The sequence below is a fragment of the Trueperella pyogenes genome (genome assembly GCF_001070855.1).
GTDB classification, from domain to species: domain Bacteria; phylum Actinomycetota; class Actinomycetes; order Actinomycetales; family Actinomycetaceae; genus Pauljensenia; species Pauljensenia pyogenes_A.
Map to the genome: position 1 here is coordinate 305,496 of NZ_JVLH01000006.1, position 22,463 is coordinate 327,958.

General features: G+C 55.7%; 21 protein-coding genes and 3 tRNA genes. 4 read left to right on the forward strand and 20 right to left on the reverse strand.

Going from position 1 to position 22,463, the window contains the following annotated elements; translation table 11 throughout:
• Positions 1-4: 4 nt before the first annotated feature.
• Positions 5-1,930 (forward strand): AMP-dependent synthetase/ligase, encoded by a 1,926-nt coding sequence (locus ADG72_RS02730; RefSeq protein WP_048712015.1) that lies wholly within the window; start codon positions 5-7, stop codon positions 1,928-1,930.
• A gap of 108 nt (positions 1,931-2,038) precedes the next feature.
• Here ADG72_RS02730 and ADG72_RS02735 read toward each other — a convergent pair whose 3' ends face one another.
• From ADG72_RS02735 to ADG72_RS02780, 10 genes are all read right to left on the reverse strand, one after another.
• Positions 2,039-3,154, reverse strand: coding sequence for an ABC transporter permease (locus ADG72_RS02735; protein WP_414717743.1), 1,116 nt, complete (start codon positions 3,152-3,154; stop codon positions 2,039-2,041).
• A gap of 89 nt (positions 3,155-3,243) precedes the next feature.
• Positions 3,244-3,933, reverse strand: a complete 690-nt coding sequence (locus ADG72_RS02740) for an ABC transporter ATP-binding protein (protein ID WP_048712018.1) — start codon at positions 3,931-3,933, stop codon at positions 3,244-3,246.
• Positions 3,930-4,943 carry a peptidoglycan-binding protein gene (locus ADG72_RS02745; RefSeq protein WP_048712095.1) on the reverse strand — a complete coding sequence of 338 codons (1,014 nt, stop codon included), beginning with the start codon at positions 4,941-4,943 and terminating at the stop codon, positions 3,930-3,932. The genes ADG72_RS02740 and ADG72_RS02745 overlap by 4 nt, the downstream gene beginning before the upstream one ends.
• A gap of 71 nt (positions 4,944-5,014) precedes the next feature.
• Entirely contained in the window at positions 5,015-5,506 is a 492-nt protein-coding gene (locus ADG72_RS02750; protein WP_048712020.1) for a hypothetical protein, read from the reverse strand.
• Between the two features lie 103 nt (positions 5,507-5,609).
• Entirely contained in the window at positions 5,610-5,921 is a 312-nt protein-coding gene (locus ADG72_RS02755; protein WP_019126290.1) for a chorismate mutase, read from the reverse strand.
• Positions 5,922-5,937: 16 nt separating this feature from the next.
• Positions 5,938-7,191, reverse strand: a complete 1,254-nt coding sequence (gene clpX, locus ADG72_RS02760; protein WP_048712022.1) for an ATP-dependent Clp protease ATP-binding subunit ClpX — start codon at positions 7,189-7,191, stop codon at positions 5,938-5,940.
• 195 nt (positions 7,192-7,386) lie between these two features.
• Complete coding sequence (locus ADG72_RS02765) at positions 7,387-8,034, reverse strand: ATP-dependent Clp protease proteolytic subunit (RefSeq protein WP_009409081.1); 648 nt, start codon at positions 8,032-8,034, stop codon at positions 7,387-7,389.
• The gene (locus ADG72_RS02770) at positions 8,034-8,642 is read right to left on the reverse strand and encodes an ATP-dependent Clp protease proteolytic subunit (RefSeq protein WP_009409080.1); all 609 of its coding nucleotides are present in this window, start codon (positions 8,640-8,642) and stop codon (positions 8,034-8,036) included. Before ADG72_RS02770 ends, ADG72_RS02765 begins: the two co-directional genes overlap by 1 nt.
• Before the next feature lie 234 nt (positions 8,643-8,876).
• Complete coding sequence (gene tig / locus ADG72_RS02775) at positions 8,877-10,223, reverse strand: trigger factor (protein WP_048712024.1); 1,347 nt, start codon at positions 10,221-10,223, stop codon at positions 8,877-8,879.
• A 198-nt stretch (positions 10,224-10,421) separates the two neighbouring features.
• Positions 10,422-10,495, reverse strand: a tRNA-Pro gene (locus tag ADG72_RS02780).
• An 87-nt stretch (positions 10,496-10,582) separates the two neighbouring features.
• On the opposite strand from ADG72_RS02780, the gene ADG72_RS02785 reads away from it, so the two are divergent.
• Positions 10,583-10,653: transfer RNA gene (locus ADG72_RS02785), tRNA-Gly, on the forward strand.
• Between the two features lie 85 nt (positions 10,654-10,738).
• Here the strand turns inward: ADG72_RS02785 and ADG72_RS02790 are convergent.
• The 4 genes from ADG72_RS02790 to ADG72_RS02805 all read right to left on the reverse strand — a co-directional run bounded on the left by ADG72_RS02790 (position 10,739) and on the right by ADG72_RS02805 (position 14,220).
• Positions 10,739-11,782 (reverse strand): NAD(P)-dependent alcohol dehydrogenase, encoded by a 1,044-nt coding sequence (locus tag ADG72_RS02790; RefSeq protein ID WP_048712026.1) that lies wholly within the window; start codon positions 11,780-11,782, stop codon positions 10,739-10,741.
• Positions 11,783-11,931: 149 nt separating this feature from the next.
• Positions 11,932-12,004 (reverse strand) — tRNA-His (locus tag ADG72_RS02795).
• Positions 12,005-12,156: 152 nt separating this feature from the next.
• Positions 12,157-13,074 (reverse strand): ATP-grasp domain-containing protein, encoded by a 918-nt coding sequence (locus ADG72_RS02800; RefSeq protein WP_048712028.1) that lies wholly within the window; start codon positions 13,072-13,074, stop codon positions 12,157-12,159.
• Positions 13,075-13,083: 9 nt separating this feature from the next.
• The gene (locus tag ADG72_RS02805) at positions 13,084-14,220 is read right to left on the reverse strand and encodes a D-alanine--D-alanine ligase family protein (RefSeq protein WP_048712031.1); all 1,137 of its coding nucleotides are present in this window, start codon (positions 14,218-14,220) and stop codon (positions 13,084-13,086) included.
• Positions 14,221-14,409: 189 nt separating this feature from the next.
• Between ADG72_RS02805 and ADG72_RS08430 the strand changes: the two genes are divergently transcribed.
• On the forward strand, positions 14,410-15,030 hold the full coding sequence (locus ADG72_RS08430) for an AMIN-like domain-containing (lipo)protein (protein ID WP_053090547.1): 621 nt from the start codon (positions 14,410-14,412) through the stop codon (positions 15,028-15,030).
• Positions 15,031-15,042: 12 nt separating this feature from the next.
• Here the strand turns inward: ADG72_RS08430 and ADG72_RS02815 are convergent, their stop codons facing one another.
• From ADG72_RS02815 to leuC, 5 genes are all read right to left on the reverse strand, one after another.
• A complete protein-coding gene (locus ADG72_RS02815; protein ID WP_048712033.1) occupies positions 15,043-15,765 on the reverse strand; it encodes a lysophospholipid acyltransferase family protein in 723 nt (240 codons plus the stop codon).
• Positions 15,766-15,854: 89 nt separating this feature from the next.
• A complete protein-coding gene (locus ADG72_RS02820; protein ID WP_048712036.1) occupies positions 15,855-16,841 on the reverse strand; it encodes a diacylglycerol/lipid kinase family protein in 987 nt (328 codons plus the stop codon).
• Positions 16,842-16,864: 23 nt separating this feature from the next.
• On the reverse strand, positions 16,865-18,187 hold the full coding sequence (gene murA, locus ADG72_RS02825) for a UDP-N-acetylglucosamine 1-carboxyvinyltransferase (RefSeq protein ID WP_048712037.1): 1,323 nt from the start codon (positions 18,185-18,187) through the stop codon (positions 16,865-16,867).
• A gap of 93 nt (positions 18,188-18,280) precedes the next feature.
• Positions 18,281-18,925: a 3-isopropylmalate dehydratase small subunit gene (gene leuD / locus ADG72_RS02830; RefSeq protein ID WP_048712039.1), complete on the reverse strand. Its 645-nt coding sequence runs from the start codon at positions 18,923-18,925 to the stop codon at positions 18,281-18,283.
• Positions 18,926-18,957: 32 nt separating this feature from the next.
• On the reverse strand, positions 18,958-20,364 hold the full coding sequence (leuC, locus tag ADG72_RS02835) for a 3-isopropylmalate dehydratase large subunit (protein ID WP_048712041.1): 1,407 nt from the start codon (positions 20,362-20,364) through the stop codon (positions 18,958-18,960).
• Between the two features lie 95 nt (positions 20,365-20,459).
• Here leuC and ADG72_RS02840 point away from each other — a divergent pair, with 95 nt between their 5' ends.
• Positions 20,460-21,200 carry an IclR family transcriptional regulator gene (locus ADG72_RS02840; RefSeq protein WP_009409067.1) on the forward strand — a complete coding sequence of 247 codons (741 nt, stop codon included), beginning with the start codon at positions 20,460-20,462 and terminating at the stop codon, positions 21,198-21,200.
• Here the strand turns inward: ADG72_RS02840 and ADG72_RS02845 are convergent.
• A complete protein-coding gene (locus tag ADG72_RS02845; RefSeq protein WP_048712043.1) occupies positions 21,197-22,336 on the reverse strand; it encodes a glycosyltransferase family 4 protein in 1,140 nt (379 codons plus the stop codon). The two genes, ADG72_RS02840 and ADG72_RS02845, sit on opposite strands and share 4 nt — an antisense overlap.
• Positions 22,337-22,463: the final 127 nt, after the last annotated feature.

The window sequence follows — 22,463 nt, forward strand, 5'->3', positions numbered from 1 at the left end:
AGGCATGTCTGAAACACCCGCACACACGGAACTTCCAGCCGAGAACACCAGCGTTTTACCCGCAGAACCCACCCCAGGTAACGAAGACGTTATCGACGGTGAAACCCACGCCTTGGAATGGCATGCGCCCGTCTTGGTTCGTATTGACGAGCACACAACAATCCCCCACCTGCTTGCCAAGCGCGTCCAGCGTGCGCCCCGACGCCCGCTCATTGCACGCAAGCTCGAAATGGGGTCGACGTGGCAGAACATGAGCGCAGCAGAGTTCTACGAAGACGTCCAGACCACCGCAGCCGGACTCATCGGTCTGGGTCTGAACTATGGTGATGCAATCGCGATCATGTCACGAACACGCTACGAGTGGACGCTCCTAGACTTTGCCGCATGGACCGCGGGCCTACTCCCTGTTCCGATTTATGAAACATCCTCGGGCGAGCAGATTGAGTACATCATCAAAGATGCAGACGTCCGTGCCGTAGTGACGGAAACAGTTACCCAGCGCGAACTCGCACTGGATGCATGTCACCGGCTAGGTAGAGATGACATCACCGTGCTCTCCCTTGACGCGGAAGCAATGCAGACCATCCGAGATGCGGGTATCACGGTGCCACGCGCGTCTGTTGCAGCCCGAACTCAAGCACTGACTACCGATACCCTGGCGACGATTGTTTACACATCGGGGACAACGGGACGCCCGAAGGGCACTGAAATCACCCACGGTAATTTCACTGAGCTCGCGCTCAACTCCCACGCATGGATGCCTGAAATCGCCATGGGGCAAGATTCACGTTTGCTCCTTTTCCTTCCCCTCGCCCATGTTTTCGCGCGTTTCCTTCAGGTATTCCAGCTCAGTGGCGAAGGAATCCTTGGCCACACCCCTGATATCAAGAATCTGCTCTCAGACCTGGCAACTTTCAAACCGTCATATCTGCTTGTTGTTCCTCGTGTACTTGAGAAGATTTACAACTCAGCGGATGCGAAGGCTGGTCACGGCGGAAAACAAAAGATCTTCCGCTGGGCTGCAAACGTCGCTGTCGAATACTCGCAGGCACTTGAAACTCCCGAAGGTCCCTCACGTCGCCTGAAGATGCAGCACGCTGCCGCTACTCGCTTGGTTTATTCAAAGATTCTGCAGCTTGTCGGCGGCAACGCTCACTACATCATCTCCGGTGGCGCTCCCCTATCGCAAAGACTTGCCCATTTCTATACCGGACTCGGACTTCCCGTTTTGGAAGGCTACGGCCTTACAGAAACTGTGGGCCCTCTTTCCGTGAATACACCTCGCTTGTCAAAGATTGGCACCGTTGGGCCAGCACTTCCTCCCCTTTCGGTGCGTATCTCCGAAGAAGGAGAAATCCTCATTAAGGGGTCATCGGTTTTCCGCGGCTACCACAACAATCCCGAGGCCACTGCCGAGGCCTTTACCGAGGACGGTTGGTTTAAGAGCGGTGATTTAGGCTCGCTTGACCGCGATGGCTACGTCCGAATTACGGGTCGCGCTAAAGACATTATTGTCACTGCTGGCGGGAAGAACGTTGCACCCGCATCACTGGAAGACCCCTTGCGTGGGCATCCTTTGATCTCACAGGTCATTGTCGTAGGCGATAAGCGTCCCTTCATTTCGGCACTCATCACGCTCGATCCAGAAATGCTTCAATTGTGGCTCAAAAACCACGGATTACCTCCCATGTCAATCAGCGAGGCTGCCACGAATATTGAGGTGCTTTCAGCTCTGGAACGTGCCGTTGAGCGTGCGAATCAGCATGTTTCACGGGCAGAATCGATTCGAAAGATCCACGTCCTCACAAGCGATTTCACCGAGGCAAATGGACTCCTCACCCCTTCTCTCAAGGTCAAACGCAAGGCAGTTCTTCAGCGCTATGCAGAGGTGATTGACAGCATCTACGGAGGACCTGTTCAAAACGAATAAGCAACTGGGCCAAGCACGCAATAGAAGTGCCCAGTTCAAAAGATCACCAACGAATTCACGGCTCTACCCGGTGCATCGCTTGAAGAGAAGCGATGCACCGGGTTCTTCTTATTGCGAGGCCAGAGCAGCGGTTGGCGGTGTGTGAGCCGCACGCAGGGCAGGATAAAGTCCCGCAACTGCTCCAATCGCCAAGGGAGCACCCAAACCTGCGGCTATGACATACCAGGCGATGGTGACGGGCCAGCCGTATGCGATACACATCCCCCAGGTGACAAGTGCTCCAATGACGCACCCAACGCAGCCACCGAGGAAGGAGAGGATCAAGGCCTCGGCAAGGAATTGGATGCAGATGTGCCCACGACGCGCCCCCAGTGAGCGCCTCAGTCCAATCTCCCGGCGCCTTTCAAGCACCGAGATAATCATGGTGTTCGCAACCCCGATTCCACCCACAAGCAGCGCGATCGATCCAACCCCCGCAAGCAGAGTTGTCAGAGTTTGATCCGCAGCATTTTGTGCGGCAAGGGCATCCGAAGGACGTGAAACTTTCAGCCCAGTCGCGCCCTGCGGGGCAAGGGTTGGACCAAGCAACTCTCTGACCTGCTCAACCTGAGAATCCTCAGAGCGCTCATAGAGAGTCGTTGGCGTTTGGCCTGCGCCAAACAGCTTCTGGGCAATGGGAATACCAATGAGGGCTGCATGATCAAGTTCTTCTGCCAAAGGTGCAGGTTCAAGAATCCCCAACACTGTGAAGGAAGTATTCCCAAGCCAGACCTGGCCGCCCGGACTGTTCACGCCTAAGAGGCTTGCCGTCTGGGCTCCCAAAACCACTCCCGGATACTGCGATGTGGCTTCATTCAGCCACGCTCCACGAGCGACTTTGCCTGAAACGACGTCGAGCAGGTTTGTTGGCGCTGCCATCGTGAGAATTCCGCCCGTTGCATTAGGGTCAATCAGGCGCGAGCGATATACCGAAACACCCGAAAGCGCAGAGGTTGAAGAGGCATCCTTCACACCTGGAATCATCCGAATTCGACCGACTGAGTCTTCAGGTAGGACAAGATTGGCCCCCGATAGATCTGCGCCAGAGCGAGCTGTCAGCATATTTGTTCCAAGGGCCTGAAGCTGCTCATGAAGTTGGGCCTGAGAGGAGGCCGAAACCCCGACAACACCGACCATCGCAGCGATACCGATGGCAATCCCCAAAGCGGACAAAACGGCACGCATTGGCCGTGCTCGCAAACCGCTGACCCCAAGACGCGCAACATCGCTGCCTCGTAGACGCGAGGAATGGACGACCTGAGTTTTGTCGCCGCTCACAAGATCACCTCACTACCGGAGTCTGAGACAACCCGACCATCACGAATCATGATTTGTCTGGGAAGTGAGGCAGCAAGATCGTTGTCGTGAGTAATAACGATGATGGTCGTCCCCGCGTCGTTTAACTCGCGAAGTAGCGAAACGATTGCGTCTCCCGAACGTGAATCAAGATTTCCTGTGGGTTCATCGGCCAAGAGAAGGGCCGGCTCCCCTACCAGGGCTCGAGCGATCGCAACGCGTTGACGCTCGCCTCCAGACATTTGATGGGGACGATGTTCAATACGGTGTCCCAGCCCCACTTTTTCTAGGGCTTCACGTGCTTTTTCACGGCGTTGCGCGCGCGGAACCCCACGATAAAGAAGGCCGTCGGCAACGTTGTCCAAGGCGGTCACCCCCGGAGAGAGGTGAAATTGCTGGAAAACAAACCCAATGAGAGAAGCACGAACACCCGATAGCTCAGCATCGTTGAGGGAAGAGACATCCATACCATCGATCATTACCGAACCAGAATCAGGCCGATCAAGGGTACCGATGAGGTTTAACAGTGTTGATTTCCCAGACCCCGATGGTCCGACAATTGCAACGAATTCTCCCCTACTGACACTCAGACTCACTCCGTCGCACGCGTTAACCGGTGGCGATCCGTATGAGCGACGAACTTCGTGCACTTCTAGCAGTGAATTCATCGGTTCGGCACCACCACGCGTTGTCCCTCATGCAGATCATCAGAGGCAACCTCAACGCGATCCCCGGCAAATAAACCTGTCTGCACAGGAACACGAGTCGTCTTTCCATCGTCACCGATGACCTCGACTCCGAACTGGTCGGGCGTGATGGCCACCAGAGCGCCCAGCGGCACAGAAAGAACATCCTTCTTCGTCTGCGAGGTGATACCCAGCGACACCGAGGCCTCTTGGAGCTTCTCTGTCGCGGCGGGGTCATCGGGAGTCACAGTGATCGGGATGATTCGATCCTTTGTCGTTCCCTGCTGATCCGCACCCTCTGAACTGATTTTTTCTTTCGGGGGTTCGACAGAGGAAATCGTGCCCTTCGTTGTTTGCGCTCCCGGAAGCCGAATCGTCACGCTGCTCCCAACGACGCCCAGCGCTTGATCGGAGAGCTTGAGATTTGCCGAAATAATCTGCCTGGAAGACGAGGCCGCAAAAAGTTCTGTTCCATTTGCTGCACTGTCTCCAACCCGCGCTTTAAGCGCGCCAACTCGAAGGTCTTCCGAAGCAAAAAGAACCTGCCCCAGCGGAAGGACTCCATCGCGCGAAACACCTAAGGACTTCTGCCACTGACTGATTGCCGCTTGGGTGCGCCAATCGAAGTGAGAGTCGGCTTCTGCCGCGAAATGTCCTAACTTTGCAAGAGACTCTTCTAATTGCTTGACGTCTTCACCGTCGCTCATTCCGCTTTCAAAAGTACGCCACGCAGGCGTATTTCCGTGCAGAAGATAGGCGCTCTGGCCTCCAACTGTGTAGATGCGTTCACCAAGTTTGATCGTCGAACCCGGAGTGGGAAGAGCCGTAATCACACCATCGAAGGCAGATTTCTGTGTGTAGGAGTCCGCGTAGTGAAGGGTTCCCTGGACTGTTGTTTCGCCGACCAGATCACCGCGGGTAATCTCGGCGCTTGCACCCGAATATTCAGCTCCATCAGAGGATGCTCCAGAGCTATGTGCGCAACCGCTCATACATGCGAGTGCAATTGCCGCAGCGAGGACACGTGCACTACCGCGATGCGATAAGACACAAGGATGGATTTTCACTTCCCACCCCTAGGGTTCCCAAAGCACTTGTTGACGGCGTCACTGGGAATATTTTGGATACTGACGCCTTCACCGGGCTTGGGGTCTTTGACGTCATAGCCAAGATCTCTGAGGCACTGTGCCCCCTTAACCAGCAATTGGCGTGTAGCAGCATCATTGGTGAGGTCATCTTGCTCTCCAACCAGAGAAGAAACCTCTTGCATACACTTGTTGATCGCACCGTTAAATGCATCAGAAGTGTCGCTTATCTGATCGGGAGTAAGGCCGGTATCGGGGACATCGTAGCCCTGTGCTCGCATGCATTGTCCGAAGGCAATATTGGGGTCTTTTGAACCGGACGAGGCCGCGCTAGCTGTACTCGATGAGCCTTTACCGTGCGCCTGTGTTGTTTGGGATGAGGTTGTTCCTCCTTGGCTGCAGGATGCGAGGAGGAAGGTCAGGGCGAGCGCACCGAGCGCAAGCCGACGGGAGGGACGAGGATTCTGCATCGAATCTCCTGTTGTTTATAACATTTTCGCATCGTTTGATAACGAATTGATAACATCCTACATCAGGACTCTATGAGAATCAATTCCATTAAGGATGAAAGGATCACAATTCTGACTGCGAGTATGCAGCCTTAATATCCTCGTGGTGACGAATAACTTCTTTAACCATGAAGTTCAAAAACTTTTCGGCAAAATCTGGGTCCAGACCAGACTCTGCAGCGAGCGCCCGAAGACGCGCGATCTGGACCTGTTCACGGGCAGGATCGGCGGGCGGAAGCTCATGAACAGCCTTGATGACACCCACTTTTTGAGTGCAACGAAAGCGTTCAGCAAGGATGTGAATCAGAGCAGCATCGATATTATCGATCGTTTTACGTGCTTCGATCAGTTCGCTCGGTAGCTGATTCTCTGCCACTACTCCCCCAACTTACTTAAGCGCTCTGTACGGAAGCGGGCTCGGCCTCGTACAACTCAGCGCTTCCCTGTCCAAGGACAGCATCACGGGTTACCACCACGCGCGCAACATCATCACGGGAGGGAAGGTCGAACATCAGGTCAGACAGCGTCGCTTCCATCACTGACGACAAACCTCGAGCACCGGTCTTGCGCTGATTTGCCAGCTCGGCGATTGCAAGAAGAGCGTCATGAGTGAACTCTAAGGCAATTCCATCAAGTTCAAAGAGGTGCTGATACTGAGAGACCAGGCAATTCGTTGGCTCGGTTAGCACTCGGACCAGATCTTCCTCAGAAAGTTCTTTCGTCGAGGTCAGCACGGGAAGACGACCGATAAATTCCGGAATCATGCCGAATTTGTGAAGGTCTTCAGCGGTAACGGACTCGTAGAGGTCGCCCATCTCAGCAGCGGACTTCAGCTCGGATCCAAAACCGGTCGAACGTTGTCCCAAGCGAGCCTTGACGATGTCTTCAATCCCCGCAAATGCTCCTGCAGCAATGAAGAGGATTCCAGAGGTATCGATCTCAAGGAATTGCTGATGCGGGTGCTTGCGACCACCCTGCGGAGGCACCGAGGCCACCGTTCCTTCGATAATCTTCAGAAGAGCCTGCTGCACGCCTTCACCAGAGACGTCACGCGTGATGGAGGCGTTTTCTCCCTTACGTCCGATCTTGTCAATTTCGTCGACGTAGATGATTCCGCGCTCGGCCTTCTTAATGTCTCCGCCGGCTTCTTGGATCAAGCGGAGCAAGATGTTCTCAACGTCTTCACCCACGTAGCCGGCCTCGGTCAGAGCTGTCGCATCAACGATTGCGAAAGGCACATCCAGCAGACGCGCCAAGCAACGAGCCAAGTGAGTCTTTCCGGTACCCGTAGGACCGAGAAGCAAGATATTTGACTTCGTGCCATACATATCTTCTTCATTGCCAGCTTCACGAGAACGGACGCGCTTGTAGTGGTTGTAGACGGCCACCGAAAGTGCACGCTTCGCACGGTCCTGGCCGATGACCCAGGAGTCAAGGAAGTTATAGATTTCCCGAGGCTTGGGTAGAGGAAGAGAAGAAGGCTGGCTTGTCGGCTCGGAGTCCTCGGCGATGATTTCATTACAGAGATCAACGCACTCGTTGCAGATGTAGACACCGGATCCACCAATGAGCTTGCGGACCTGTTTCTGGCTCTTTCCACAGAACGAGCACTTCAGGGCCTCTGCTCCGTCGGTTAAACGACTCACCTGCGCCTCCTGAAAACTATCCCAAAAATTGGGCTTTTACTGGAATCTAGCCTAATTCACGCGGTCGCTAACAGCGAATTGACGCGCGGAATCCGTAGTGTAAGACCGGTCATTCAATAGGAACGGGAGAGAGCGCCGAAACGCTCCCTCCCGTTTGCCTTAAACAGCGACTATTTGCAGTCACAAACTTGTCAACTAGTTCTGCGCTTTACGAGAAGCCAAAACCTGGTCGATCAAACCGTATTCCTCAGCCTGGGCGGCGGTCAGGATCTTATCGCGCTCGATATCGCGACGAACTTCCTCGACCGGCTTACCCGAGTGAGCAGAGAGTGTCTCTTCGAGCCACAGACGCATGCGGTCAATTTCATCCGCAATAATCTGGATATCCGAGGCCTGTCCCTGCATTCCTTCCATCGCGGGCTGGTGGATCAGCACGCGCGCATTGGGAAGGGCAAGGCGCTTACCGGGAGAGCCGGCGGCCAAGAGGACAGCAGCGGCAGATGCTGCTTGGCCCAAGCAAACGGTCTGGACCTGCGGCTTGATGTACTGCATCGTGTCGTAGATCGCGGTCATTGCGGTGAATGATCCACCGGGCGAGTTGATGTACATGGTGATCAGCGAATCGGGATCTTGTGATTCAAGAACCAGCAGCTGAGCCATGATGTCATCCGCACTGGCGTCATCAACCTGCACGCCCAAGAAGACAATGCGGTCTTCAAAAAGCTTTGCGTAAGGGTCCTGGCGCTTGAAACCATATGCAGTGCGCTCTTCAAAGTTCGGAAGAACGTATCGTGCCTGAGGCATTTGGCGGGCAACTGCGTCGAAATAGGGCTGAGTGCTCATCAGTTTTCTCCTCCACGGTTGCCAATTTCCTGTGGGCTGTCGATAACCTGATCGACAAAGCCGTATTCCAGTGCTTCCTGAGCTGTGAACCAGTGGTCGCGATCACCATCTGCCTCAACCTGCTCGACAGACTTACCGGTGCGCGATGCGGTGATCTGAGCCAGCTCCTTCTTCATGCCCAAGATCAGATCCGCGTTAATGCGAATATCCGTTGCGCTACCGCCCGCGCCTCCCAAAGGTTGGTGGAGCAAAACACGAGTGTGCGGCGTGATGTAACGCTTTCCGGGAGCACCTGCAGTCAACAGGAACTGTCCCATCGACGCTGCAAGGCCCATGCCGACGGTGACGACATCAGGCTTGACGTACTGCATGGTGTCGTAGATGGCCATACCGGCAGTCACGGAACCACCCGGAGAGTTAATGTACAGGTAGATATCGCGCTCGGGATCTTCTGCAGCAAGCAGAAGGAGCTGCGCACAGATCGCGTTTGCGTTATCGTCTCGCACCTCGCCACCGAGCCAGATGATGCGCTCTTTCAGCAGGCGCTGGTAGACCGAATCTCCCAGTCCCATGGGCGTTTCATTTCCGCCCGAGGCTTGAATAGCCATTCACGCTCTCCTAACAAATTGAGGGTCCGGTTCCACTCATGAAACCTCACTGGATCCAAACTTATCGGTTCATCGAAGACTTGGCGCTCCAAAAGCACTCTTTTCGCTCAGGGCGCATGGAAAAGGACAGAACACCAGAGCAGATATGCGGTGTGGGCCGAAACCAAAGGGTTTCGGCCCACATCTGAGTCATGAATTCCGCGAGGCGGAAGTCCTAGTGACGCTTCAGATCACTCACTTCTCGTCGGCGATCTCAGCAGCAGCTTCCTCGACCTCTGCAACGGTCTCAGCTGCGGCCTCGGCAGCTGCCTCTTCGTCGCCCTTACCAAGGAACTCGGAAAGGTCGACATCGTTGCCAGCGGTGTCCTTAACGGTAACCTCGCTGAGGACCTCGATCAGGGCCTTTGCGCGGCCAAGATCGGCGACAACAGCGGAGATCTGCTGGGGATCGGAGAACAGGCGGTTGATGTCCATGCCGTAGTTCTGGGACATCTGGATCGCGTAATCGAAGAGCTCCTGCTGTCCGACCTGAACCTCGTTCTTCTTGGCAAGTTCTTCAGCCAAGATCTCGGTGCGGTATTCCTTCTCGATAGCCTCGCGAGCTTCCTTCTTTGCCTTTGCGGAAGCATCTTCTGCAACGCGGTGGCTCAGCTCGTGCTCGATAACCGACTCGGGAAGAAGAATCTCCGTGCGAGACAGAAGGTTCTCAACCAGACGATCGCGCGCCTGCAGTGCCTGCTGGGACTGCTTGGTCTGTGCAGCCTGCTTCTTGAGGTCTTCCTTCAGCTCGTCGATGGTGTCGAACTCGGAAACCATCTGAGCGAAATCATCGTCGGCCTCGGGAAGCTCGCGCTCCTTGACGGACTTAACGGTCAGGGTAACCTCTGCTTCTTCGCCTTCGTGCTCGCCACCCTTGAGGGTCGAGGTGAAGGTGACGACGTCACCTGCGTGGGTCTTACGCAGTGCGGTGTCCTGGCCGTCGAGCATGGTGCCCGAGCCAATTTCGTAGGAAACGTCAGAAACGGAGTCGACCTCTTCACCGTTGATGGTGGCAACCAGATCGATGGTCGCAAAGTCACCGGTCTTGGCCTGACGCTTGATGGTCTTCAGGGATGCGAAACGTCCACGCAGCGCATCAAGCTCTTCCTGAACGTCTTCGTCGGTAACCTCAACGGGATCAACCTCGATGACGGTGTCCTTGCCGTATTCGGGGATATCGAATGCGGGAACAACGTCAACCTGAGCGGTGAAAACCAGCTGACCGGTCAGTTCACCGGTGGTCGAGGGGATCTCGGTGACCTCAACCTCGGGCTGGGACATGGGGCGCAGTTCGTTCTCGGAAACAGCAGCAGAGTACTGACCGGGAAGAACCTCATTGACGACCTGCTCGATGACGGCTGCGCGGCCGAAACGCTGGTCGATGATGCGAGCGGGAACGTGACCCTTACGGAAGCCGGGAATGGACACCTGATTGGCGATGCTCTTGTACGCCTTGTCCATCTCTGACTTCAGTTCCTCAACGGGGATTTCAACAGTCAGACGAACCTTCGTGGGCTCGAGGGTCTCAACAGTGCTCTTCACGTGGATTCTCCAGGTCTTTTCTTGGGCGCAAAATGCGCGTATTTCAACTGAACTAGCCTACAACAGCTCACGCCAAAGCTGCTAGCTGGCTGTACGCTTTCACATTTTCCACCGGCCACCGTCGCCAGCACGATGTCCTTTCACCTGCCGCTCAAGTGGCCTCATCTACGAGGCCACAGCGACGTTGGCAATAAAAAGTCGGGGTGACAGGATTTGAACCTGCGACCCTCTGCTCCCAAAGCAGATGCGCTACCAAGCTGCGCTACACCCCGTGAGACGAATGTCTGCGCGTCCAATAATACGGGACTTCACCCTAAATTTCGCAATCGCAGAAATAATCAGGTAGTATCGATCCGCACGCGGGTGTAGTTCAATGGTAGAACCTCAGCCTTCCAAGCTGATGGTGCGGGTTCGATTCCCGTCACCCGCTCAGAGTAAAGGAGCCCCGGTTTTCCGGGGCTCCTTTTGTTTTGCCGTGTATTCTTGACCAGAGGATCGCTAGGCCAAGCTGTGCGCTAGAACGTCGATGTATCAATCACAAAGCGGTAGCGCACCTTCGAGGCGACAACTTTGTCATAGGCCTCGGTGATGGAATCGCCGTCGATGATTTCAACCACGGGACGCACGCTGTGCTGGGCGCAGAACTCCAGCATTTCCTGAGTTTCGGCAATACCACCAATCTGCGACCCCGCAACAACCTTGTTTCCATTAACTACTGCTCGCATGGGGATCACCATCGGGTTCTCGGGCAGACCGACATCAACAAAAACACCGAAAGGCTTGAGTGCACGGATCAGTCCCGGGTAATCCAGATCATCCGCACTCACCGTGCAGATAATGAGGTCGAAAGACGAGGCCAGAGATTCAATAGTGCCTTCTTCTGCAGTTGCATAGAAAGCGGTGGCACCAAACTGACGTGCGTCGGCTTCCTTTGAACGACCATGCGAGATCACAGAAACCTCTGCACCCATTGCCGCGGCAAGCTGAACACCCATGTGCCCCAAACCACCCATACCGACAATGGCAACTTTCTTTCCAGGACCTGCACCCCAGCGCCGCAGCGGTGAGTACATAGTGATCCCGGCGCACATCAGCGGTGCAGCATGCTCCAAAGCCACAGCATCTGGTACGTGACAGGCGAAATCTTCACGCACTGTCATTGCCTGGGCATAACCACCATAGGTTGGCTTCCCATCTGGGCCCGCCCGAAAAGTCCAATAGGCATGGGGATTGTCACAGAACTGCTCGTGACCATCGGTGCAGTACTCGCATTCCTTGCATGATCCCTGCAAACATCCAACACCGATGCGGTCCCCTACCTTGAATTTGGTGACTCCTTCGCCAATTTTGGTGACAACACCAGCAATCTCATGCCCACCGACGAAGGGATAGGGAATCGGTCCCCACTCGCTGCGAGCAGTGTGAATATCAGAGTGGCAGATTCCCGCATATTTAATGTCGAAAAGTACTTCACCCACTCCGGGTTCACGTATAACAATCATCATGGGGTGATACTGCGATCGCGCATCATCACAGGCATAGGCACGGACTTGAGGCATCCTAGACTCCTTAGTTTGTCCTCCCAGCGCTGAGCACCCTGCCACACAGTACGTGTGGGAAGCTGTCTTGCGCACGCACATTGCTGACATGCTAACACTCAAAACATGTGAAAAACCCTCAGAACCTTATGGTTCTGAGGGTTATACCGGGTGGCTGACGGGACTCGAACCCGCGACGTCCTGGACCACAACCAGGTGCTCTACCAACTGAACTACAGCCACCATTGAGCGTCGCGAAAAACGCAACGGAGAAACTCTAACATCTGGGCACGCCAAGTGAGAAATCGAAAAGCGAAGCGTGGTGATTGCCACGAATAGAGGTTCTCCCCCGCTTCACAAGGAGCGAGGGAGAGCCAAGAACAAGATCTCACATGTCACCAGAAGGCACGGGTAGAGATCGCGTCAGCGAAGTTACCCAGCGCATCGGGTGTTGCTTCCAAGTAAAGGTCCGCGTCCACCAAGGACACCTCCATCACTCGGAAGGAGCCTTCACCATCGGGAACCAAGTCCACACGGTTGTAAAGAAGCAGCTCATCGCGTCCCAAACGCGAACGCATGTACTCGTGCAGAACCTGACGGATCTGCTCACCCCACTGCCATGTGGCGGTATCTGCGGGACGAGCGGTCACCACGGCCTCGTGCATGGAAGGATCCGTAACCGAAGAGGGGTGCAAAACCGCGCGCTTCTCTACTGCGTGGGAAAGCAAACCATTGAAGAAGACCAGCGAGACTTCACCGTGGACGTCGATATCTTCCAGGTAGCGCTGAAGCATCACGGAACGGCCTTCATCAAGCAGTTCCATGGTCTGAGCCAAAGCAGCTTGACGCTGCGAGGTATCGATGGCGGTGTAACGACCGATATCGCGCACACCCGAAGAAACCGCAGGCTTCACAACGAAATCACCCAGAGCCGGGAAGCGTGAGTGAACTTGATGCTTCGAAAAACCACGCGAGGGCTCAAGCCACGTCGTCGGAATAACAGGAAGCCCCAAGGCCTCCAAATCCTTCATGTAGTGCTTGTCCGTATTCCACTCCATGACATCGGCATGGTTGAGCAGACGCGGCACCGAATTTGCCCAGTTAATGAAATCCTGGCGTTGCGTCGCATAATCCGAGACAGATCGGATCACACAGACCCCCGCTGCGTCCCAATCGACCGTGGGATCATTCCAAACAGCAATCTGGGGGTCCATTCCGCGCTCTGCAAGAGCGTCAGGAAGGCCACTTTCATCGGAGAATAGTTCGGGCATATTCTCCGAGGTAACAAGGGTAACCTTGGGTTTTTTCGTCATAAAAATATCTTACCTTAGTCCCAAGGGGCGGCTCATGGCTTCCTCCAACAGGGAGGTCACCAATTCGGTGTAGCTCAGTCCAGCTTCGCCCCACACACGCGGATACAGCGACAAACGAGTAAAGCCGGGCATGGTGTTCACTTCATTCACGATGATCTCGTGGGTTGCATCGTTATAGAAGAAATCGACGCGGGCCAGACCCTCACACTCCAAGGCCTCAAAAGCCTTAAGTGCGGTTTCTTGAATACGAGCTGCGTCCTCTTCTGGAACGTCCGCCGGGCACATGAGTGAAATCGCATCGGTATCGACGTACTTCAGGGCGTAGTCATAGAACTCACCTTCGGGAACACCAATTTCACCCAGAGGTGCTGCCATCGAGTCACCGCCCGCAGGAACGCGCACACCGCACTCGACCTCACGGCCGTAGGCCATGGCCTCGACGATGATTCGCGGGTCATTTGCAGCAGCTTCCTTGATGGCAAGGTCTAGCTGATCAGAGGAATCCACGCGCGAAATCCCAACCGATGACCCACCTCGAGTGGGTTTGACGAAGACCGGGTACCCCAGAGCTTCAATCCGCGAGCGCACCTCCTGGGGATCGCGGGACCACTCCTTCTCGGTCACCAGTTCCCAGCGGCCAACTGCAATCCCGGCCTCGGCAAGGACAGTCTTCGTCAGGTGCTTATCCATTGAAACCGCGCTGGACGTCACGCCACAGCCAACGTAACGCACATTCGCCATCTCGAAGAGACCCTGGATCGTTCCGTCTTCGCCATAAGGACCGTGCAGAAGCGGAAGCACAACATCGATAACCCCCAGATCCTCAACACTGACAATCCGAGCATCATCGTCTTCGAGAGCGCGGTCGTAGGTGGTTTCGACCAAACGAGCAAGGCCTGGAAGCAGGCTCACGCGGCTAAGTCCCGGCTCAATAGTCGTATTCGAGGCCGTACGCAGGTCGACAAGCTCAGGCTTGCTATCGACGTGCACCCATTGGCCGTCTCGGGTGATTCCAACCGCAAGCACATCGAAGCGTTCGCGATCGATCGCATGAAGAACACCGGCGGCGGTCGCGCAGGACACCAGGTGTTCACTGGAGCGTCCGCCGAAAACGACGAGGACGCGAGGACGTTTGACTTCACTCATGGCCTTAACCCTACCGCGTGGCCAGCCCGTAGTGTCATTCTTCTCATGCTCGCGTCATTCGATGTTAAACACACCCTGGGTTTCAATCCTGTATCGACTTCACTAAAGGTCAAGGTTCCGCTCCCCGATCTCCTCCGCCCACATTAGGATGAGAGAAGTCAAACTAGTAGATCGCTCAAGGAGGAGATTGTGAAGACGCGTCATTTTTCATCTCTATGCGCGCTGGTCCTTCTCGCTACGCTCAGCGGATGCTCCCCCACTCCCGCACCCTCGGCAAGCAGCTCAGCCACCGCCTCGGCAAGCGAAAGCGTGTCTTCCTCCCCTACTCCCGAGGCCACACCCTCTTCCACCCCAAGTCTTGAGAATCGGGAAGAAATTCCCTCGCGGAAAGCATCCCTGACGCAGGGCAAAGAGGACGCTAATCACGCACCCGTCTTCTACGACCTACGCGTCGGCGAACACGACACTTTTTACAGGGTCGTCGTTGAGTTCACCGGAAACGACGACGTGGGATGGCAAGGAGGGTGGACCACTTCCCCAGCGACCCAGGGTAAAGGCGATCCAATTGATCTAGGAACGCCGATCTACCTTGAGTTGTCCTTGGAAGGCGGAGCCATGCCAGTGAGCGAAGAACTCCAAAAGGACTACTACAAGGGCGAAAGAACCAAGGAAGTCGGCCCCATTCGCGTACGCGAAGATGGAAGCTTTGAGGCCAATACGCACATCGTGATCGGAATGGATCACAAGCGCGAGGTGACTTTGAGCGCGTTGAGTAACCCCTCGCGCGTGGTGGTTGATATCGCGAAGTAAGAAGTACGGGGCTTAGATCTCTACGCGCTTCTTCAGTTTGCGATCCCATACGCCCTGCGGGGCGTCTTCACCGCGAAGAGCGGCAACCTGATCAATCATTGTGCGCTGAATGCGTGCGGTTGCTTCATCAACAGCGTGATGATCAGCAGAACCTGTGTCATGGCGCAGGTCATCCAGGTCGATTGGCTGACCGATGCGGACGCTCACTTTGCGTTGGGGACGAAAATCGATCAGCGCCGATCCCGAACGCATAATTTTTTGCTCTCCCCAGTGAATGAAGGGAATAACATCAACCCCCGTGTCCAGAGCAAGACGCGCCGCACCGGTCTTAATGCGCATCGGCCATTCATCAGGGTCTGTGGTCAAGGTGCCTTCGGGGTAGATTGCCACGCACTCGCCATCACGAAGCGCCTTCGCTGCCGAGGCCAAAATAGCCCCGGGTTCCTTCGACTTTCGATCGACCGGAAGCAGTTGCATCCGACGCATGGCCCCACCCAAGAGCGGAACCTTAAATAGCTCTGACTTGGCCATAATGCGCACGGGAACGTCCGCTTTCATCATGACCCACAGCAAGCAGACCGCATCAATGTTTGACAGGTGATTACATACCAGCAGGAATCCGCGGTCCTTGGGAAGATTTTCAAGACCTTGGACGTCAATCTTCATCCAGGGGACCATAAAGCTGCGGAAAACGCCTCGCGCGAAACGGTAGAAACCTGTGAGTCGGTGAGTCATGTGTGTAGTTTATCCAAGCAAGGTGCTGGGGCCAAAGATCAACAAGACAGCCTGGAACAAGTTACAAGTTCGCGCTAACTCCCCCGGCTTTAAACAAAGACGCGGAAAACCTCAGGGCTGACCGAGATTTCAAGTGGGCCTTCTCCCACTTGGTCTCCGTCCCCCATTGCAACTAACTCGGCACTATCCCATATCTTGACGCTGGTGACTTGTTCGACGTGAAGGATCGGATCATCAACTTTTCGCATGGCAAGAACCCGCGCAAGAACACGGATCGCATGACGCTTCGGTACCGGGTCCACAGTGAGGAGTTCCAGACGGCCATCACTGGGGTTGGAGCTAGGAACAATATTGATCCCGCCACCAAACCATCCGGAATTGGAGACTGAAACAAGCCAGCCCCGGATTCGCCTTCGCACCCCATCTACTTCTATTTCCATGGTTTTGGGGTGGAACTGCTGAAGGGCCCGCAAGGCACCCCAGGCGTAGGCGAAAGTACCTGAGGCAAAAGAGGTGTCATTTGCGATCTGGTTGGCCAAGGCATCCAAGCCGAAAGAGACAATTCCCAGCACCTGAGCCGGTTTTTCTTCGAGGTACTTGGCAGACGAGGGTCGTTGCCCAGCCGCGTCTTGCCCGTTGTTTTCCTTGTTGAGTGCGCGCACCTGCATTGCGTCAACGCCTCTGATCCGAGGATGCTCCCCCGCCTCCGAATCACAGATTTCCGAGGCCATGGGCAGGCTCCGCACATGAGCAATCGCGTCCGTCCCAATTCCAAGGCAACGGCACAGATCATTTCCCCTTCCTCCGGGAAGGGGAATCACCACTCCCCCACGCGCACCAACCTGAGTAGCAATGCGGGCGATGTAGCCATCACCACCTAGAACTGCAACCCAGTGATTGGTGCATGCTGCCGCCAAAGCTGCCGGATCATCCGAGCGGTGAGTGACTCGAACGTCGACGTTCCACCCTTGGGAGCGTAAAAGTGCCGCTACCTTGGGGGCCCGACGTAGGGCGCGGCCTTTCCCGGAAAGCGCAGAAACAAATAGCTTCAGTTTGGGTTGGGATGGCTGATCCACAACGATGGCCTTCGAAAGGGGCTTCAGTCTTCGTATTCCACGCGAGCATTGAGCTCGCGAAGCTTGCGAATAAAGTGCTCGTAGCCGCGGGAAATGACATCAATTCCCGAGACAGTTGATGTTCCGGTCGCGGTTAACGCTGCAATCAGGTGTGAGAATCCACCGCGCAGATCCGGAACGACAATATCTGCGGCGTGCAGAGGAGTCGGTCCCGAAATTACTGCTGAGTGGTAGTAGTTCTTCTGACCGAAACGACAGGGTGTTCCACCCAAGCACTCGCGATACACCTGGATATTTGCACCCATCTGACGCAGCGCAGAGGTGAAACCGAAACGGTTTTCGTACACCGTTTCATGGACGATCGACAGGCCTTCAGCTTGAGTGAGGGCGACAACCAGCGGTTGCTGCCAGTCGGTCATGAAGCCGGGGTGAACCGCAGTTTCCAAGGCGATGGAATTGAGTTCGCCACCGGGGTGGTAGAAACGAATACCTTCTGAATCGATATCGAATGCGCCACCGACCTTTCGGAAGGTATTGAGGAAGGTCGTCATATCTGGCTGGTGCGCGCCACGTACGTAAATATCACCGTGGGTCGCAAGAGCTGCGGCACCCCACGAGGCGGCCTCGATACGATCAGGCAGAGCGGTGTGGCGGTATCCGTTCAAGGACTCCACACCCTCGATCCGGATGGTGCGGTCAGTGTCGACAGAAATAATGGCGCCCATCTTCTGCAAAACATTGATGAGGTCCATGATTTCTGGCTCGATAGCAGCACCCTTCAAGGTGGTAATTCCATCGTTGCGAACCGCGGTCAGCAGAGTCTGTTCGGTTGCACCAACGGAGGGGAAGGGCAGGTCAATAATCGCACCGTGCAGACCGGATGCTGGGCGCTTGATATGGACACCTTCAGGCTGCTTATCAACGATTGCACCGAACTTGCGCAGAGTTTCCAGGTGGAAGTCGATGGGACGGCCGCCAATTGCGCAGCCACCCAGCTCAGGAATGAAGGCTTCGCCCAGCTGATGAAGAAGCGGGCCACAGAACAAAATCGGGATGCGCGAGGCCCCGGCAAGGGTGTCGATATCAGAACGTGAAGCAACACGTACCTGCGAAGGATCCATTCGCAGCGAACCGCGCTCTTGATCGTAATCGACCTTGACACCGTGAAGGGAGAGAAGGTCGGAGACGACATCAACGTCACGAATCAAGGGGACGTTGTACAGCTCGGAGGGAGTGTCTGCGAGCAGCGACGCAACCATTGCTTTGGGGACAAAGTTCTTCGCCCCGCGAACGGTAATGGTCCCCTCAAGGGGGTGGCCACCTTCAACTCGAAGTTTTGAGGACATAGTGATGCTCTCCTAGCTGTCGACTTCTGTGACCACTTTAGAGCAGCACGCCCTCATCCGCGTGCGCTTAACACCTCTTTAGCGCGTGGCGAATTACTCACCTTCAGCCGGACGCGCTGAAACAACCTGCTCCGATGGCAAAGTCTTGGCAGGCAGAGTCCTCGGTTTAAAGGAGGGACGATGCTCTTCGTAAGCGGTGATCTCGGCCTCGTGACGAAGGGTCAGAGCAATATCGTCCAGACCTTCCATGAGCGTCCAGCGCACATAGTCATCAATATCGAAAGTGCAGGTGAAGTCACCCAAGGTCGCGGTCTTATCCTCCAGCGAAACGGTGATTTCTGCACCGGGATTGGCATCGAGCAGATCCCAGAGCTTTTCACAGTCTGCTTCGCTAATGATTCCAGTCACCAAGCCCTGTTTTCCTGCGTTTCCGCGGAAAATATCAGCAAACTTTGGTGCCAGAACGACCTTGAAGCCATAGTCACGCAGCGCCCAGACCGCGTGTTCGCGCGAGGATCCCGTGCCAAAATCAGGTCCAGCAACCAGAACGCTGCCCTGGTTATAGGGTTCACGGTTCAAGATGAACTCTGGATCGCGACGCCACGCGTAGAACAGCGCATCATCGAAACCTGTTTTGGTCACGCGCTTCAAGAAAACCGCGGGGATGATCTGGTCGGTGTCAACATTTGAACGGCGCAGCGGAACGCCAATACCCGTGTGCGAAATGAACTTTTCCATGAGTTTTCCTTCGAATGTGTATCAGCGAATTCTTAGTCGTCCAGGTCGGCCGGAGAGGACAGGGTGCCGCGAATAGCGGTGGCTGCCGCGACCAGAGGAGAGACCAGGTGGGTCCGCGAGAGCTTTCCTTGGCGGCCCTCAAAGTTTCGGTTTGACGTCGAGGCCGAACGTTCCTGAGGAGCAAGCTGGTCGGGGTTCATTCCCAGGCACATCGAGCAGCCGGCATTTCGCCATTCAGCACCGAAGTCAGTGAAGATCTTGTCCAGACCTTCAGCTTCGGCTTGCAGACGCACACGAGCAGAGCCGGGGACTACTAGCATCCTGAGCCCCGGAGCCTTGGTGTGGCCTTCAATGACCTTTGCAGCCGCACGCAGGTCTTCAATGCGCCCATTGGTGCACGATCCCAAGAAAACTGTGTCGATCTTGATCTCGCGCATGGGGGTACCAGCTTCGAGCCCCATGTACTCCAGAGCCTTCTGTGCTGCGGCTCGCTTGATTTCATCCTCAAAGTCTTCAGGGTCGGGAACGCTGCCCGAGAGCGGGACGCCCTGTCCTGGGTTTGTCCCCCAGGTGACAAAGGGCTCCAAGTCTTCAGCATTCAATACAACCTCGGCGTCAAAGACCGCATCCTCATCTGAATGCAAGGTCTTCCAGTACTCCAAGGCACGATCCCATTCTTCGCCTTCGGGTGCGTGCGGACGTCCCTTGAGGTATTCGAAGGTCGTTTCATCGGGGGCAACCATTCCCGCTCGCGCGCCCGCTTCGATAGACATATTGCAGATCGTCATGCGACCTTCCATCGAGAGCTCGCGAATTGCCTGGCCTCGGTACTCAAGGACGTATCCCTGTCCCCCACCGGTTCCGATCTTCGCGATCACGGCAAGGATGATGTCCTTCGCTGTAGCGCCCTTTGGCAGCGAACCATTAACGGTAATAGCCATGGTCTTAAATGGAGCCATCGGCAGTGTTTGAGTCGCCAGAACATGTTCGACCTGGCTGGTACCAATCCCCATTGCCAGTGCACCGAATGCTCCGTGAGTTGATGTATGCGAGTCACCGCACACAATGGTCATACCGGGTTGGGTGAGTCCTAATTGAGGGCCAACGACGTGAACGATTCCTTGGTCGGCATCGCCCAGCGAATGCAGGCGGATACCGAATTCCTTGGCATTTTTTCGCAGGGTGTCGATCTGCGTGCGACTGGTGATATCAGCGATTGGAAGGTCGATATTAACCGTAGGCGTGTTGTGGTCCTCGGTTGCAATCGTGAGGTCGGGGCGACGGACTTGGCGTCCGGCCATACGCAGACCATCGAATGCCTGCGGGCTGGTCACTTCGTGAACCAAGTGCAGGTCGATGTAGAGAAGATCGGGCGCACCGTTTTCACCGTGCACTACGACGTGATCAGCCCAAACCTTTTCGGCCAGCGTTCCGCTCATTTCCCGCTCCTTCATCGACTTCTTTCTTCCCATGATTGACACTTCGTAGAGAGTTGGACTTGATATCTCATTTAATGAGATGTGAGAATGTGTTCATGGAGGACTCAGAAGCCTTTGGAAGTGGTGTCGGCGTTCTGGATAAAGCCGCACTGGTTTTGAGCGCACTTGAAGCAGGCCCGGCCCCCCTGGCCCAATTGGTTGCAACAACAGGTTTGGCGCGCCCCACTGCGCACCGCCTCGCAGTAGCACTGGAATATCACCGTTTCGTTGCGCGCGATATGCAGGGACGTTTCGTCTTAGGACCACGCCTTCAAGAACTTGCTTCCTCCGCGGGTGAAGATCGCCTTCTTGCAGCTGCAATGCCTGTCCTCGTTGCGCTTCGCAACCACACGAAGGAATCCACTCAGCTTTTCCGTCGCCAAGGTGACTTCCGAGTGTGCGTTGCTGCTTCCGAACGTGAGATGGGTCTTCGTGATTCCATCCCCGTTGGCGCGACGCTGACCATGAAGGCAGGTTCCGCTGCCCAAGTCCTTCTTGCATGGGAGGAACCCGACCGCCTTCACCGAGGCCTCTACGGCGCCTCTTTCAATGCGACGATGCTTGCTCAGGTTCGTCGCCGAGGCTGGGCACAGTCGGTTGCAGAACGCGAGCCCGGCGTTGCTTCAGTTTCTGCCCCCGTTCGTGGCCCTTCGGGTCGCGTGCTGGCCGCAGTGACCATTTCGGGTCCTGTTGAGCGTATGGGACGTCAGCCTGGCCGTCAGCACGGCCCTTCTGCCGTTGCTGCAGCTAATCGACTCTCCGATTTCTTGCGCTCCGCAGAAGGAATGGAAGACTAAACCCCCGTCGAGGCCAGTTCCTGAGCTCGGCGGTAGTAGTTTTCCGTTGCTTCAATGACCTTCTCCCACGTAAAGGGGAAATCTTCACTGCGATTATGCTCGTGAATGCGTTCAAGCTGCGCAGGAGTCTCAAGCACAGTTAAGAGCGCTTCGATCATCTCGTCATCATTGTCAAGACACCAGCCATTGAGGCCATTTTCAACGACTTCTGCAAGTCCAGACTGTGAACGTGTCATTACTGCAAGCCCCGAGGCCAAGGCCTCACGTCCAGCGATAGAGGCAGATTCTTTCACCGAAGGCGCAAGGAAAATATCCGAACGCGAATACAGGTCTTGGAGCTGCGTCGCGCTCAGACGTCCCGGCAGAAGCAGCCAATCCCCCAGCCCTGCACGCTCAACACGGCGCTGAACACCGTCAAAAAGCGGGCCTTCACCCGCGACTACTGCGCGCAGGGGGAAATCACCCGCGTGGCCTCGGGAATAAGAATCCCAGCGGCGGCGAGTTTCAGAAAGGATGTCGATCAGGGCATCCACGCGCTTACGCGGCGCAAAACGCGTGGCGGTCACCACGACAATGCCTTGGTGGGCAACAGGCGGGCGCTGCCACGGCGCAACATCTACGCCATTATGCAAAGTCGAAACACAGATATCTGACCCCAAGACTTGGCGAATTTGCTCATTGACCAGCTCAGAGACGCCTGTCCACATAATCGGGGCCTGCGCCAGCCCTGCACGTCTTGCAATGGCATGGAAGGCGGGGATTGTCACGCGGGGATCCCACAGGGAATGAACGGTGACGACCTGCGGAATCCTTGATTCCTTGAGGTTCAGTAGAACCGACTGAACAACCGGGGTCAGCTCCCCCATGTGATAGTGAACGACATCGGGATTGAAACGGCGAATGAAGTCGGTAAAGCGACGGGGCGCTTTGGGATCAATCGGCGCGTTGAAAGGATTACGCCACGAGGAACGCAGCACCGGATAGGGGCACGTGGAGGGCGAATCACCTTCGGGAGTGCAGGTCAGAACGACGATATCGTGGCCTCGGGCGTGAAGGTGGTCGGCAAGAGCACCAACCTGGGTTTCAATTCCCCCCATAGTCGGGCGGAAGGTGTCAGAGACCAAAACAATGCGCATGCTTTTATTCTTGCAGATGCCCAGGGCAGCAGCGCAGCTAACAAAAAAGCAGGGCCGAAGCCCTGCTGGTATCTGTACCCCCAACCGGATTTGAACCGGTGTTAACGCCGTGAGAGGGCGTCGTCCT